General features: G+C 41.0%; 8 protein-coding genes. 2 read left to right on the forward strand and 6 right to left on the reverse strand.

The window, feature by feature from the left end; all coding sequences use genetic code 11:
* The first annotated feature begins 27 nt into the window (after window positions 1-27).
* On the forward strand, window positions 28-468 hold the full coding sequence (locus HYU69_16215) for a GNAT family N-acetyltransferase (protein MBI2271887.1): 441 nt from the start codon (window positions 28-30) through the stop codon (window positions 466-468).
* On the opposite strand, the gene HYU69_16220 is transcribed toward HYU69_16215, so the two are convergent.
* The 5 genes from HYU69_16220 to HYU69_16240 all read right to left on the reverse strand — a co-directional run bounded on the left by HYU69_16220 (window position 465) and on the right by HYU69_16240 (window position 14077).
* Window positions 465-3335 carry a CHAT domain-containing protein gene (locus HYU69_16220; protein ID MBI2271888.1) on the reverse strand — a complete coding sequence of 957 codons (2871 nt, stop codon included), beginning with the start codon at window positions 3333-3335 and terminating at the stop codon, window positions 465-467. The genes HYU69_16215 and HYU69_16220 overlap by 4 nt on opposite strands.
* Complete coding sequence (locus tag HYU69_16225) at window positions 3316-3819, reverse strand: N-acetyltransferase (GenBank protein MBI2271889.1); 504 nt, start codon at window positions 3817-3819, stop codon at window positions 3316-3318. The genes HYU69_16220 and HYU69_16225 overlap by 20 nt, the downstream gene beginning before the upstream one ends.
* 140 nt (window positions 3820-3959) lie before the next feature.
* The gene (locus HYU69_16230) at window positions 3960-6752 is read right to left on the reverse strand and encodes a SprB repeat-containing protein (protein MBI2271890.1); all 2793 of its coding nucleotides are present in this window, start codon (window positions 6750-6752) and stop codon (window positions 3960-3962) included.
* Window positions 6753-7171: 419 nt separating this feature from the next.
* Window positions 7172-10369 carry a hypothetical protein gene (locus HYU69_16235; GenBank protein ID MBI2271891.1) on the reverse strand — a complete coding sequence of 1066 codons (3198 nt, stop codon included), beginning with the start codon at window positions 10367-10369 and terminating at the stop codon, window positions 7172-7174.
* Window positions 10370-10444: 75 nt separating this feature from the next.
* On the reverse strand, window positions 10445-14077 hold the full coding sequence (locus HYU69_16240; protein MBI2271892.1) for a PKD domain-containing protein: 3633 nt from the start codon (window positions 14075-14077) through the stop codon (window positions 10445-10447).
* Between the two features lie 304 nt (window positions 14078-14381).
* Between HYU69_16240 and HYU69_16245 the strand changes: the two genes are divergently transcribed.
* Window positions 14382-15920 (forward strand): hypothetical protein, encoded by a 1539-nt coding sequence (locus tag HYU69_16245; GenBank protein ID MBI2271893.1) that lies wholly within the window; start codon window positions 14382-14384, stop codon window positions 15918-15920.
* 67 nt (window positions 15921-15987) lie between these two features.
* On the opposite strand, the gene HYU69_16250 is transcribed toward HYU69_16245, so the two are convergent.
* On the reverse strand, window positions 15988-16423 hold a 436-nt coding region (locus tag HYU69_16250), incomplete at its 5' end, for a SprB repeat-containing protein (protein ID MBI2271894.1).

Here is a 16423-nt window from a genome sequence, read left to right on the forward strand (position 1 = left end):
AATAAGGGAGCCAGCGCTCCTTTTTTTATGACAAATCGTTTTCAAATAGTATCCGCATCACATGGTGGAGATTTCTTTCGGATCATACAATGTGTTAAACAGCTAATGCTTGATGATATAGCTATGAAACCTGAACAGTTTCTTGTAGCAAAAGTTGGCACAAAGGTTATTGGATTTGGAAGGATAAAAGTTTATCCTGATACTTTGGAACTTTGTTCATTAGGTGTTTTATCTGAATACAGGGGCAGGGGAATTGGGAAGGAGCTCGTAAACGAACTTATTAAAAAAGCGAACCGGCAAACCGTATTTCTTGTATGTATTATTCCCGATTTTTTTAAATGTTTTGGCTTTGAAGCCACAGATATTTATCCGGATTCGCTTAAGCCAAAGATCAATTATTGTATCGGTACGCTGGGAGGATGTGATGACGGACAGGAATATGTAGTGATGAAAAGAAATGCTTCTTAATTACCTGTCAATATAAATGCTCCCCAATAGAATGGGGTGCTGTACTTTGTTTTTAATTGAAGTTGCGCCTTGGTGAAGGCGGCCTGTTTGTTATGCAGCAGGCAATAGTTTTTGTAAAAGGCCGTCATTAATTCCTGGGTGGCTTCATCATTTACCTGCCATAGACTCATGATAACCGATCTGGCCCCTGCTATCTGGAAGGCACGCTGCAGTCCATAAACACCTTCGCCCACTTTAACATCTCCTAATCCTGTTTCACAGGCGCTTAACACCACCATATCCGTATTCTCAAGATTTAAATTCATGGTTTCATAAGCTGTAAGTACACCATTATTCGGACTTGTATTTACTTTATTGCTATCATTTAAGACGTGTTCTGCACCGGTCAGAAGGATGCCGGAACGTAATAGTGGATTTATTTTTGCCTTTGATGCTTCAATGCCAAATACTTTGTCTTCACTTGAGGTCGCTGCGTCCGGCAAAAAATACCCATGGGTTGCAAAGTGAAGAATGGAGGCCTTTGAATTTTTTACATTTTCTTCAGTTGCATTTTCAGCTTCGTAAATTGTTGTTGAATACCCGTTTGCTTTTAAAATAGCATTAATGCTTTCTATTTCGACTTTCGTGCCCGGTAATTCGGGTAATCTACCTCCGGATCCATAAGCCGGGAAGCCAAACAACGATGCTGTTTTTTCGTTGTTGGCACCAGGGTTGTTTTTTATCTTATCAAGGTCTTTTGAATTGGTCAGCAATGTAATTGAACGAAAGTCAATGAGATATTTGCCTGTTACGGGATCAAGCAGCGTATTCAGGTTTATCTGATTGTATACACCATCGGGAGAAACATAAATATTCTTTTTGCTGCCAATGGCTTTATCGATTGCTTTCCAGAAATTAGTGAATGAAACTTCGTCACGTTTATTATTCTTAATAGCTTTCCGGTATTGTTTAAGGTATATATTGTTCAGGTCATTGCCATTTTTAAGTATCACAAGTCCGGGGACTTTGTTGTCGCTGGTTGCGATAAGAGCCACATAATAAGTAGAATCATTTTGGTGATTATCGAATTTTTTAAACGCGACAATATCAACCAACGCTTCATTGGAAGAAAGTTCTTTAGCCAGTGTATTCCATGTGACCTGTTTTTCCATGTACTTGTCTTTGAAGGAAGCAGAGGCTGTTGAAAGCTCTTTCTCCAATGTGTTTGAAATGTTTTCAATTGAATCAACGTTGATCTTCTGTTCGCTGAGTTCCGCTTTTGACATATTATATAGCTGAGCAAGATTCTCCTTATAGTCGAGCCACTGAATATATTTATTCCGAAGAATGCTATCGCCGCTAGTAAGAATATTGTTGCGAACTTTGCTTGTTGCGTTCAAAAGGATTGCTTTAGTACGGAGTTGGTTGTTATACATAGCCTCTGTTAGTGCAGTTTGGCCGGGTGCAGAAACGGCGAATGAATTGAAGCGTTCAAATCGTGATCTGTTCTTGTCCCAGAATTTCGATTTCTCATTTTCGCTCATCGGGGCAAAATAGCGGTTAATGTAATCAATCGTGCTGTTCACTGAAGTGATATATGGGGTAATAGCTTCGGTAATTTTTTCCTCCAGCCAATAGGTTATGGCAAGGTTTTCAGTTGAAGAAATGTAATCCGGATGGCTTTCTCCAAGTATCTCTTTTTGAATACTATTTCCTTTTTGAATAAGTTGCTCCGCCTCTGTCAGGCGGTTCTCTCTTCTGTAAAAACTGCCAAGCTCACACAGCGTTGCCGCATATGCAGGATGTTTTTCTCCAAAGCGTTTTTTGTAAATATCTGCGGCTTCATTAAGAAGCTGTTCCACTTCTTTGTTTTTACCCATGAAGAGGTAGAGAGAAGCAAGTCCTTGTTTTAAATGGGCATAATCCGGGTGGTTCTTTCCCAATCGCCTTTCGTAAATAGAGAGCGCATTAAGGTATAATTGTTCGGATTCGGAATAGCGATTGCTTTCACGGTAGAGTAAGGCGAGGTTTATGGTCAGTTTTACATAATTACCCGATTTTTCTTTAAGTTTTTCTTTGGCAATGGTAATTACTTCTTTCATGAGTTGTTCCGCATCTTCCATTCGGCCGATTGTCTGCAGCAACATGGCTTTGTTGTTGAGTGTGATCGCATAAGGTAAGCTGACTTTTCCTGCCGCAGTTTCATTCACCTGCAGCGCTTTGTTAATAAGTACTTCGGCCTCATTATAGCGTCCAAGTTCTTTATAAAGTACAGCTTTGTTATTAAGCGAGGTTGCCGTGGCTGTACTATTCTGATCAATTGATGTACGTATTCCGAGCGCGTTATCAGTGTATTGTTCCGCCAGGTTGAAGCGTCCTATAGTTTGATATAACAAGCCCAGGTTACTTATCGCGTTCGCGGTTTCTGCTCCTGCGGCATTCGATTTTTTGTAAAGATCAATGGATCTTTTGAAGGCCTGCTCCGCAGCCAGGAAGCGGTTTGAGGCAAACATGTTTTCACCGAGCATATTGAAATTTTTTGCCCGTTCCTCATCAGTGGCTTTATCATGTTGATAAAGATTATCAGCGGCTTCAAGGAAGAGTACTTTATTTCTTTCAAATTTTTCTTTTGTTTCAAATAGCCCCGAATTGTCACTGAAGATAATGGCGTAATTAAAGTTTGACTCGTCAAAATCTCCCCGCATCTTATTGAACTTTGATCGTATCTTTTCCTGGACATTATCGGCGGCGGCTTTTTTTAGTTTGTCATTTGCCTCTTGTTTTATTTTGTTCAGGTCGATCCCGAACTGGGCTTTGCATAGAACACTAAACAGAAGAAATAAAAGTGTAAGAAAAAGAGAAATAGAATTACACAGTTTTGCTTTCATAAACTTTTTGCATTACAGTAACATCAAGCAGCTTGCCGAATTTTTTACCCACTTGTCTTAAGGTGCCAACCATTTTAAAACCGTTGCGCTCATGCAGGTATATGCTATGGTCATTTCCTTCGGTTATTCGGGCAATGATAGTTATAAGATTCGTTTGTTCACCTATAGCAACGATCATTTCAATAAGTTGTTTGCCAATTCCCTGTTTGCGGTGTTCCGGATGAATATAGACGGATATCTCAGCAGTAACATCGTATGCTTTGCGTTCCGACCATTTATTGAGGGCCGCATAGCCGATAACTTTGCCGGATTTTTCAGCGACAATTACAGGAAAATTTTCGTCGCGATCATTGAGCCATTTCGTTCTGTTCTCAATACTTTTAATCTCCGTATCGAATGTGGAATTGGTATTCAATATAGCATCGTTGTATATTTCTGTTATTGATGCGAGGTCGTTAATGCTTGCTTTGCGAATACTTAACACGTTTGTGGATTTGTGTGCTAAGATAAGTGTTCTTCAACAAATTTTTGGAGTAAAATTTATTTCTAGCCAAATGGTTCAAAAAGAAGCTTTCCCTAATAGTATGATCAAGGCGCAGTAAGGCTAACATTTACACTGCACCGTCACGGTGTAGTTAAACTTACGTTTATACTACACCCGTTTTTATCTGTAATATTAATAGTATAAGTGCCCGGACAAAGATGATTTTTATACCTTTTCGCATAGCCATCCGGCCAGGAGTAGGTATAGGGGCTTATGCCTCCGGAGCCGGTTACCATTATCCATTCTTTGCAGCCACAACCAGCGCAGTTGGCTGTGCCCTTTGTGAATTGTCCTATTAAAGGTGGGGCCGAGACAATATCAGCAATGGCAGTAGTAGTACAGTTATTTGCATCGGTAACTGTTACTGTGTAATTGCCGGCAGCGAGGCCTGTGGCTGTTTGACCTGTAGCTCCACCAGGGGCTGACCAATTGTATGTAAATGATCCTGTCCCTCCGCCTACAGAAACGCTCGCGCTGCCATTAGAAGCTCCACAAGTAGCTGAAACAGTATTGGTAATAGCTGTGATGGGAGGAGGCTGGGTAATCACAACAGCACTTGTGCTTACGCAACTGTTACCATCGGTAACGCTTACTGTATATGTGCCCTGGATAAGACCACCTATAGTTTGTCCTGTTGCGGCATTACTCCAGGAATAGGTATAATCAGGCGTTCCCCCTGCAATACTTGCGGAAGCGCTTCCATCATTTCCGGAACCTGTCCCGCCATCATTGGCGGGGTTGCAACTTACGTTGGATTGTACGGATGCAGAGGCCGTTCCTCCACTGGTATTGGTTATTGTAGCAGTGGTAGTAACCGTACAGTTGTTGGCATCAGAAACAGTTGCGGTATATGTTCCTGCTGCAAGTCCTGTAGAGGTTTGCCCTGTAGCGTTGTTACTCCAGGTATAACTAAATGAACCCGTACCACCGCTGGCACTTACACTGGCACTGCCATTAGAAACGCCACAAGCAGCTGCAATAGGAATAGTGTTTGCTGTGATCGTCGATGGCTGAGTTACTGTACCCGTTTGTATGGCAATACAGCTATTCTTGTCTGTTATTGTCGCGGTATATGTGCTGGCAGTTAAATTTGTGATAGTAGTTGTGGCTGAGGCTCCGGTACTCCAGGAATACGTGTATGGAGCAAGTCCTCCGGCAATACTTGCTGTTGCGGTACCATTATTCGCACCAAAACAGGAAATATTTGTTGTATTAATAGTCAATGTAGGTCCACTGGCAGGTAAAGTAAAGGCAATCGTGGTACTGCAGGTTAAGTCGGTTATAATAACTGAATAGGTTCCATTGGCAAAATATATCGCAGAATTATTAAATACAGATGCCGGTGGCCCTGTCCAGTTATAAAAGTAATTGCCGTTTCCCCCTGTGCCTACTGCTGTAACTACTTTTGCGAATGTGCCACAACCTGATATAGTAATTGAGCCATCCACTCTTCCCGAAGGGCTTACAATAGCCGCATCTGTTCTTGAGCACCCGTTACTATCAGTTACAGTTATAGAATAGTTTCCTGGTGAAAGCCCGGTAGCCGTAGCACCGGTAGCAGTGGAAGGCGACCAGGTGTACAAAAATGGTGACGAGCCTCCCGTTATTGAAACTGTTGCACTCCCGTTACTATTACTTGAACTACAATTGGGCAACTCATATGAATTGATAAAAAAAGAGGAAGCATTAATAGCAGCGGTATATGATCCAATACATCCTGCAGCATCCCTCACAACAACTCCATATTGACCTGGAAGAAGACCTGAAACATCTTCGCTTGTGGCGCCGGTTGTCCATGAAAAGGTATAGGCCGGACTTCCTCCGCTCACATTAATGTTAATAGCTCCGTTCGCGCTATTATAACATGCGGCATTAGTTAAAACATTTGTGCTAACAGATGGCCCTCCAACATCATTAATGGGTACTATGAATGAATTTGTAAAACAACCGGAAGTGTCATTAACAACAACCGTATATATTCCGGCAGAAAGTCCGCTTATGGTTTGCCCTGTAGCTCCTGTACTCCATGAATAAGTAAAAATGCCTGGAGCGCCGGATGCACTTACAGTAGCGCTTCCAGTAGATGAACCACATGCTGCATTTGTATTGCTTGATGTAATTGTAAGAGGATTTGGCCCCGCGTATTCGGCAACTGAGATGTCATCAATAAAATAATAACATTTATTGGGTCCGAATGGAAGGCCGGGAGGAGGGGGGACAGGTACGGGTCTTGCTAAAAGACTGGTCGTGGCATCATTCTTAAAATTTCCTATGATAATATGCTTTTCAAATCCTTTTGCACAATAAAGACCTGATATTTTTACCCAGTTAGTTTCATCTGTTAAAAATCCGCTACCTTTTAAAGTAACCTGGGGTTGATAAGCAGGCGATAATGGTAGGAAATTATTAACATAAATATTGCTTCCTGAAAAGTAAGCCTGAAGCTCATTACCAGCCCAGTATGCAGAATCAGCAAGGCTTACCCATAAAACAATTTCATATATCTGTCCGGCTTTAAGTGTATTTGTTAAAGGAGTTTCCAAATATTCTCTGTATTGTGGAGAATTACCATCATAAACAAAAAGTCCGGAATAGCCATTACCCGTACGAGCCAATTGGCTTCCACCATAATTTACAGGAACATCAACGTATTGAGCAGGCAAAGCGCAGGAATTAAGTAAATCAGGAGTTCCTTTAGTAGCCGTATGCCATGCAGGAGCTCTTGTTAGCTGGTCAAATCCAATACTAAAATTATCCGGGCATGTTGCCAAATTTTCAAAACTTGGGTTTGGAACCAGGTTTTGAGCCAAAGAGGAAGCTATGGGATAAAATGCAAATAATAAAATTAAACTACTCTTTCTGAAAACATTCATAGCTGATATTAGTTTTAGAATAGAGTTTATATCGAATAAGAATTTTTGGTGGACTTTAGTGTTTTAGTGTTTTAGTGGCAACTGAATTATAGCCACCAAAGCACGAAAGATCCAAACCTGCCTGCCGGTCAGGCAGGTTTTCACCAAATATTATTTTGAAAATCCCATTTAATAATCTTATTCGATATAATTTCTACTATACAAACGTTATTATACGCCAAATTTTATTAAAAGGTTCTCTTTCCCTGAAAATTCTAAGAGCCTGTTCAAGATTTATGTTTTTAGAATTATATGAGCATATTTTTGCCCAGACGAGGCGCAAATTGAAGCAAATAGTAGAGCGCTCTTTGCGAAATTTGTAACGAAGTATGGGCGAAAATAGGCCATATAAAATAACTAAGATAAATTTTGAACAGGTTCTAAGGCGCAGTAAGGTTAATATTTACACCGCAGCCATTTTTATCTTTAATATTTATGTTGTAAACCCCGGGACAAAGTTGATTCTTGTACCTGCCGGCATAACTATCAGGCCATGTATAAGTATAAGGACTTGTACCACCGGCAGCATTTACCAATATCCATTCTTTACATCCGCAACCATTGCAGCTGGCAGTGCCTTTGGTAAATTGTCCGATCAAAGGTGGTGGCGAAATTATTGCGGTTGTGGAAATGGCTATGCAGCCTTTGTTATCGGTTATAGTTACAGTATAATTGCCTGCAGTTAAACCCGATACCTGGAACCCGGTACCGGGAGAACCGCCACTCCAGTTATATGTAAAGGGAGAGGTGCCACCGCTGCCGGTTGCAGTTGCTGTGCCGTTCGTCCCACCACTGCAGGTAATATTTGTTCCGGTAGCTGTTGCACTTATTGATGGGTTAACGGTTACAGTTGCGGAAGAAGTAGACGTATTTCCACCCGTATCTCGTATTGTTACTGTATATGTAGTGGTGGCTGCCGGGCAGGGATTGATATTTCGTGTGGTAGCTCCATTGCTCCAGGAATAAGTGTATGGACTAGTGCCTCCTGTACCGCTTGATGTTATAATGGTGCAGGTACCCGGGCATGCTGAAGTGCTGGTGGCTGTTACGGTTGGACCGTTGCAATTGGTTACAGTGATATTTTTTATTATAGTTGCATTGCAGCTTCCGCTTGTAACAGTATGAGTAACACTATATGTTCCTGCTGTCAGGAAGGTGTAGGAAAAATTTGCTGTTGTGCCGGTCAGATTTGCTATGCCTCCTATTGTCCATTTATATGTTCCTGTTGAACCGGTGTTGGTAAAAGTTACACTAACTCCGATGCAGGCAGGCGGATTTGTAAAAGTTGCCGAGACCGGGCTGGTACCGGTAACATTTGTTGTTTGAGTGGCGGTACACCCATTGCTGCTTGTTACAGTTACTGTGTAACTTCCGGCGGGTAGTCCTTTATTGTCAAATGTTGTAACACCATTGCTCCAGCTATATGTAAAAGGGAAAACCCCGCTTACAACGTTTGCTGTTGCGCTGCCGCTTGTAGTACAACTCATGTTTGTAGTTGTTACTGCGATCACAACAGGCTGTGCAAGTATGGTCACTGTTTTAGTAGCGGAACAACCCTTGCTGTCAATAGCAGTTACTGTGTAATTGCCGGGCGCCAGCCCGGTAGCCGTTTGTCCGGTTTGCCCGACAGAGCCCCAGTTGTAGATATAGGGAGGGGTGCCGTTAATAACATTGATCGTACCTGATCCCTTGTTTGTTGAGCATGACCATTGTGTGGAATAGCCCAGAACTATTTCAACCGGCTGAGTAATATTTACTGCCCGGGTTGTCGAACAGCCATTAATATCGTTAACTGAGACGGTGTATGTGCCCGCGCAAAGACCTGTAGCTGTTTGAGTGCTTTGTGCATTATTCCAGTTAAATGAATAGGGCGAAGTGCCATTTGTAACTGTCACATTAGCGCTTCCTGTGCATGTACCGCCGCATAATATATTGAATGGTGGAGTGTTTATATTCAGTGCTTGTGCCGAAACTGTTACAACTGCTGTGGCCGTGGCGGTAGCCGCAGCGGCATCAGTGACTGTTACGGTGTAAATGGTGGTTACAGCAGGACAGACATTGATCATTGCATTGCTTTGTCCGTTATTCCAGTTGTAGGTGTAAGGTGCTATGCCGCTCGTTGCTGTGGTTGTTAAACTTGCGCAGGAACCCGGGCAAACACCTGCTCCGGTTGCACTGGCTTTAACGGTAGTGCAAGGATTTACCCTCACAGTGTCTTTGTGCGTTGTGCTGCATCCGTTAAAGCCGGTTAAGGTTAAAGTGTAAATTGTAGTTGCGGCAGGACAAACAGTTATACTTTGTGCGGTTGATCCGCCCGGACTCCACAGATAGGAGGCATAACCGGTTGGTGCCTGAAGCGTTGTGCATTGCCCAGCACAAACAGTACTGCTGTTTGACAGCACCGGAGAGCAGGAAGCGTCAACGTATGCGTATCCATAGTGTCCTCCGGCCGAACAATCACCTGCTGTAAATTCAACAGTTACATTTTGACCGATGTAAGCGCTGAGATCAACATTTACAGTACTCCAGGGTTTGTAATAAGTTGTTCCACCACCTATACCCGGAACTGTGCAGCCGGTTGCCTGAACAAACCCGGGTAATCCTGCCTGTACAGCGACAAAAAATTCTGAGCAGGGAATGGTATCGCCATTTTGATCCTTTAAGAGCGCTTTGAAAAATGCTTGTCCAGGTGGGGAGTGAGCCCCATCATTGAGTACAACTGCATATTGATATTTAAAATTTGCGTTGATGTTCGATACAGCAAAAGTTTGACTTATCTGATCTGCATATCCTCCCGTAGTGGTAGAATCACAAAGTCGTAAGGAATAATTTCCGCCCGGCGCGACAACTGGAAATCCTCCGCAAGGGTCGGTACCTCCGGAAGTGATCACATGCCTTCTCGGCAACTGGCCGATCGTAACCTGTTTCATTCCGGGTTGGCCGTTTGACTGACCTGATGAGCAGTACCATCCATTGGTTGTTCCCAATTCGAAATCCATATTGGTGCAACCGGGTTGAACGGTGTTAAGGGGCGCGAATGAAGTGGTCAGATCGTAGTTGAAGCAAGGAGCGAAAGTGAGACCTCCTGAACCACCTACGCCGTCTACAATTACATAATAACACTGACCTACGGTAGCCAGAAATGAGACCGACAGGCCACTTGCCGTTTTGTTAGAAAACAGAATGTAATCTGTTCCTATGCAAACTCCTCCAGAAGTAGGGCAACCATTCATTACAATTAACCAGGGTTGTGAAGCTCCAGCGAAAGGGTTTGATGCCATATTATTTAAGGTAATTGTAATGTACCCATTGATCGGCGAACACAAATAGTAGAACCATTCGGGATTGTTATAGATAGTCCCGCCTGTTCCGGCCGGACCAGGACACGTACCAAATATGCTGGAATTAAAATCATTTCCCATGCCACATGTAGTTTGCCCTGTATAAGTCGCAGGAACAGTTATGGGGTTTGAAGAAGCTGCAGCACAAGTATTACCTCCTTGTGCCTTTGCAATATCTGAAAGTGCAAGAATAATCAAGGTGCAAAATGAAAATTTGAAAAGTATTTTAGTCATCATTTCTGATTTAATTTACATCATAATCTATGGAAGCAATCAGTAATAATATATTCCTGTAATTATTCATTTAAAAAATCATGGCACAGTAAGGTTAACATTTACACTACATCCATTTTTATCTATAATATTTATAATGTATGTGCCCGGGCAAAGTTGATTTTTATACCTATTCGCGTATCCATCCGGCCAGGAGTAGCTATATGGGCTTATGCCACCTATTGCATTTACCATTATCCATTCTTTACAACCGCACCCTCCACAGTTAGCAGTACCCTTGGTAAATTGTCCGGTTAAAGGTGGTGGCGCAATTATTGAGGTTGTGGCGGTGGATGTGCAACCTTTGCTGTCGGTTACGGTTACAGTATAGATTTGAGATGCGAGATTTGAGATCTGGGATGTGGTACCGCCAATACTCCAGCTATAGGTGTAAGGGCTACTGCCCGTGCTTACTACTGCTGTCGCTGAACCGTTTGTGCCTCCATTACAACTTATATTAGTTGGGGTAGCTGTTACATTTACGGCCGGATTCACTATTGCTGTTGCTGTTGAAGTAGATGTCTTTCCTCCTGTATCCGTTATTGTTACCGTATATGTAGTGGTTGATGCCGGGCAAGAATTTATGTTTTGTGTTGTAACACCATTGCTCCATGAGTATGTATACGGGCTAATGCCTCCTGTACCGCTTGATGTTATAGTGGCACAGGCACCCGGGCATATTGAACTGCCGGTGGTTGTTACTGTTGGGCTGTTACAATCAATTACTGTTATTGAACTTGATGCTGTAGCACTACACCCTGCATTAGTAACAGTATGGATCATGTTATAAGTTCCCACAAATAAAAAAGTATAAGAAAAATTAGTGGTTGTACCGCTTGCAACCGGAGACAGATTCCATAAATGAGTTACACCCGAACCTGTTGAGCCGGTATTGGTAAAGTTGACTGTTGTTCCAACACAAATGGTTCCATTTGGTGATTGTGTGAATGTTGCAAAAACAGTTTGTGCACCGGTTATGCCGAATGTTTTAGTTACTGTACATCCAACAGCATCTGTAACAGTCACAGTATAAGTTCCGGCTGTTGATACCGAAATGGAAGAAGTAGTAATGCCATTACTCCAGTTATATGTATATGGTGATACACCACCACTGGCAGCAGTAACCCAGGCCGTGCCACTTGTGCCACACGTAATATTCGAACTTGATGTAGTTATATTCAGGGGAATTGGAACCTGAATTGTTTTAACTCCGGTTGAACTGCAGCCCGATGCATCTATAACCGTTATAGTATACGAAGTGCCTGAATTTAATCCGGTTGCAGTAATTGTGGTTTGGCCATTACTCCACTGATAAGTATATGGCGAATTGCCATTCGCCGGGTTAACTGTTGCGGTTCCATTATTGAATGAACATGATCCCAAGGAAGATATCCCAAGAGTGATGTTTGTTGATTGTGTAATATAAATAGCCTGGACGGAAATGCAACCATTTGCATCTGTAACAGTTACTGTATATGTTCCTTTCGAAAGATTTGTTGCAGTTACACCGGTTTGGGAATTGCTCCATAAATAGGTATACGGTGCATTTCCGCTAATTGCTGTTACGGTAGCACTACCTGTGGTTGAACAGCTTGCATCAATCTTACTTATGGTTAATGTCAGCGTACCTCCCGAAGCTACTGTTACAGTAGCCGTCTTGCTATTTGTATTGGAGCAATTCGTAGTAAGGGTAACAGTATAATTACCCGGACACAAGCCAGTGGCTGTCTGCGCTGTTTGGCCTCCGGGGCTCCACTGAAAGCTATAGTTTGATATACTGCCACATGTTATTGCAGTAGTAGCAGTTCCGTTACAGATATTACAACTACTTGCGGGAGTAGATGTTGCTGAAACCGTTTGTCCGCTACCCGTTACAATAATTTCCGAAACAAAATCTTTCCCACAGGCATATAATTTATTATTCTGGCCTAACTTTAAATCATAGCATATGTTGGGAGCAACGTATGTTGTAATCTGTATAAGCGATGAATTATACATTTTAATTGAACTCCCAACTCCCGCATATACATTGTCACATTCATCCACAGAAAGCCCTTGTGAAGCGAAAACTGTCCCCCCTGTATTTACCTGGGCAATAAAGGCTCCTGTATTTTTGTTCCATTTCTTTAATATGCTGCCATCAAACGTATAAAGAAATGTGGGGCCACATGCCATGCCGTTAAACCCATTTGTTGAATTTACACCACCTATAGAAAGGCCCATTTCACCAAATGTGTGCCCGGTTGGTACCGAAAAACTTGTTGGTAAAAGATTTGGTATCGGACATTTAAGCATAATATTATCATACAATGGACTAGCTTGTGTTGACTTTGCCGGTGACATGTAACAAAAATTACCATTTGGATCTGTAGCAAGTAATGTCATATCAATATGGCCGCTATTGGGTATTGCACCAACAACATTTACGGGGGTAACATTAACCATATTGGGATCAAGTAAATAAGCCTGGGCAGGAGCAATGTTGGGGGTGCCACCCGCAGCAACAACAACTTTTCCGATGCATTGGTTATATTCGGCTCTCCATGATTCCGACATGCGAAGAGTTCCCGGCCACAAACCAATTTGGAACCCTGATGAATTAAGCTTTAAGCACCTTGCAGCCCCTACAAATCCGGTGTAGCCTTCTAAAACGTAGCTTGTACCCGTAACTTCATCAAGGGCAAAGTCGCCATAACCCCATAATACAGAGAACAACGTATTATTAAATGACCATTGTAAAACCCCTGAACTATTAAACTTAGCAAGCTGAAATGGGAACGCAGAGCCATACACATAAACGTTTCCATTTAAGTCGTAATTCACATCAAAAGCTGAATTTAAACCTGTAAAAGTTGGATTGCTTACCCAGGGGTCAATAATTATAGTTGTTGCCTTAGTTACTGGTTGTGGTTTTGTTAAGTTTAATTTAAAGGAAACAGTATTTCCATTTAATTCAAAGGCGGATTGAATGGTTGTTCCTTCTTCGCTTGCCCCCTCCATAGCATAAAAGCTAAGTGGTGCGTGATCAACGAAATCTCCGAATGAAGATTCAATAATAATATTGCCCTCCCTGCTTTTTCGTAACCTCTTTGCATTTTTGTAAAGCATTTTAACTTTGGAAATATCTGATCCCGGGTGAAGTATAAGGGTGTATTTTACTCCACCTTTTTCAGGAAGAATATATTCCACATCAATATTTGGGTAAAGATTTTTGTGCGTGATTTTTTTATAACAGTTAGCTTTAAGGCTAGTTTTACCATTGTCTTTTTCATCGGGATATGTGTAATAAAAAGTTTGAGGTTCGCCTGTTGCTATTCGGGTTGTCGGATTCGCTCCTATCCATTCCACTTGCAGGTAGTGGGTTTTTGGTTTCAATAACCCTTCCGCTTCTTTTCCTTTGCTTTCTAATTTCTCTTTTTCTTCCTCATTCAATTTCTTAAACTCATCATGCCTGTATGTTAAACTGTGGGCCGAAAAATAAATATCCAGCCCACCGGTACGGGCGCCATAATAAATACTATTGTTTGTATTATCGAATTGACCTTTGTTTTCCACAAATACAAAATGCTCGAAAGGATTGCTTGTCCAGTGTGAAGCATAGATCTGTTGAGCGTCAGCAAATCTGAGAACTAAAAATTGCGCCCAACAAAAGAAAAGAATTCTATTCATCATATTTTTTCAGACTATGGCCTTGTTTTTATTGAGACACAATTTCCAAAAACAATAATTGAAAAGCAATCCATTCTTTTTATATATTTTGGTTATCAAAATCAAAAAAGACAAGGCAAAGGCTTAATTAGTACCCGTTATTTGTAATAAATTATGTCAATATTCTATTGAAAAAAGCTTAAAAAGCATATATTTAAAGGAAAATTTCAGAATTTAGAACACTTTATTAAATATCTTTACATACTCAAATATCTAACTCTCACATAAAGCGATTTAAATATTTTGGTAAGCAGCGACTATTTTTACTATGAAAAAATCCACTTCTGATGATCTCTTTCAACTTATCCGCTCTCTAGGAAAAGCAGAGAAGGCCTATTTTAAAATAAGTGTAAAAAATGTCTCGGTTGACGATAAACCATTTTATATCGAGCTGTTCGACTTTTTGGAAAAACAAAATAGTTACAATGAAGATATGCTATTTAAAAAATTTCAGCCGATAAAGATCTCCCGGCTTTCATATCATAAAAATTACCTGTACAACCTGATCTTAAAAACGCTTCATTCTTTTGACGAAAGTATTTCTGCCCGCTTGAGAACCGATCTGAATAAGATAGAGTTTCTTTTCGGAAAAGGACTTTATAAGCAATGTGAAAAATTGATCCGAAAAAGTAAGGCTGATGCAAAAAAACATGGGAAATACCTGGCTCTTATCGAACTAATGGAGTTTGGAGCAGAATTGATACATATACAGGCATACCGTGATAAAACTAGGGGAGATATTGATAATATATTCGAAGAAATATCTAATGCAATGACTAAATGCAAAAATTATAATGATTACCGCTTACTTTCCTCCAGACTGTTTATTGAAAGAATTAAGAAAGGCTTTATACGCAGCAGAGAGGAATTAAAACTGTATAATGTTTTTTTAAAACACCCTTTGTTTCAACATGAAACAAAAGCAAAGTCTTTCCAGGCACTTAATTCCTATTATGCGTTTTATGCAACTTATTACTTCGATTGTCTTGATTATTCCAAAGCATATCATTATTCAAAAAAGTTGGCCCTGCTATTAGAAAACAACCCGCATCTTTTAAAAGAAAAACCCGATAGGTATTTAACTGCATTAAATAACATGATCACATGTCAGAACAGACTCTATAAGCTTAATGAAGCACGTGACTATAATGAAAAATTAAATGCGCTGAAAACCGAATTTCCAAAACTGACTAATAAAATTGAGACTGATGTTTTTGTTCACTCACTGGAAACACACGTGGACTCCGGCCAATTTAAAGCAGGCATCAGAGCAATGGAAGGTGCTCAGAGAAAACTAATACAACAAAAAAATGTTCTTTATAGAAATATTGAAGAAAATGTTGTTGTTAATTATGATTTCTGCCGATTGTATTTTGGAGCTGAAGATTACCAAAAAGCCAGCTCATATTTGAATAAAATATTAAACAACCCGCTTGATGCAAGAAGTGATCTGCATTGCTTTTCAAAGATCATCAGTTTGATTATTCATTTTGAATTAAACGACACTGAACTATTGGAATATTCAATAAAATCCACGTACAGGTATTTATTAAAAAGAAATCGCCTATATAAATTTGAGGATGCTATTCTGAATTTTATCCGGAAAAAAATTTTCAAGAAAAATACTTATAAAGATCTTATAGAAGCATTTAAAGAGCTGTGCGAAGAACTTTTAAAATTATCGAAAAACCCATTCGAAAAAAGAGCTTTGGAATATTTTGATTTTATCAGCTGGCTTGAAAGTAAAATAGAGAACCGGTCATTTGCTGAAGTGGTGAGGGAGAAGGCGAAGTTGGTTGGGGGCTGATGCTTTAGCTCTCTATGCTCCCAACAAAACTCACGGTACGGTCACGCTAACATTTATACTGCATCCGTCACGGTGTAGTTAAACTAACGTTTACACTACACCCGTTTTTATCTTTAATATTAATGCTGTAAGGTCCCGGACACAGTTTATTTTTAAATCGGTTGATATACCCATCCGGCCATGTATAAGTATATGGATTTGTTCCCCCGGAAGCATTTACCATTATCCATTCTTTACAGCCGCAACCATTACAGTTGGCGGTACCTTTGGTGAACAGACCTGATAAGGCAGGCGGTGAAATTATGGAAGCTGATGATGTAGCAGTACATCCTTTACTGTCAGTTATAGTAACAGTGTAATTACCAGCTGTTAAACCCGAGATAGCTGAAGCAGATCCGCCGGGTGTCGACCAGGTGTAAGTGAAAGCGGGACTGCCACCTGCAGCTGTGGCTGTGACGGAACCATTGCTACTACCGTTACAGGTTATATTTGTTGCGGTGGCA

Source organism: Bacteroidota bacterium, assembly GCA_016183775.1.
GTDB lineage: Bacteria > Bacteroidota > Bacteroidia > JABDFU01 > JABDFU01 > JABDFU01.

Coding starts and splice junctions, on each gene's coding strand:
- HYU69_16245 (MBI2271893.1), top strand. CDS start 14,382: ATGAAAAAATCCACTTCTGATGATCTCTTTCAACTTATCCGCTCTCTA.
- HYU69_16240 (MBI2271892.1), bottom strand. CDS start 14,077: ATGATGAATAGAATTCTTTTCTTTTGTTGGGCGCAATTTTTAGTTCTC.
- HYU69_16235 (MBI2271891.1), bottom strand. CDS start 10,369: ATGATGACTAAAATACTTTTCAAATTTTCATTTTGCACCTTGATTATT.
- HYU69_16215 (MBI2271887.1), top strand. CDS start 28: ATGACAAATCGTTTTCAAATAGTATCCGCATCACATGGTGGAGATTTC.
- HYU69_16230 (MBI2271890.1), bottom strand. CDS start 6,752: ATGAATGTTTTCAGAAAGAGTAGTTTAATTTTATTATTTGCATTTTAT.
- HYU69_16220 (MBI2271888.1), bottom strand. CDS start 3,335: ATGAAAGCAAAACTGTGTAATTCTATTTCTCTTTTTCTTACACTTTTA.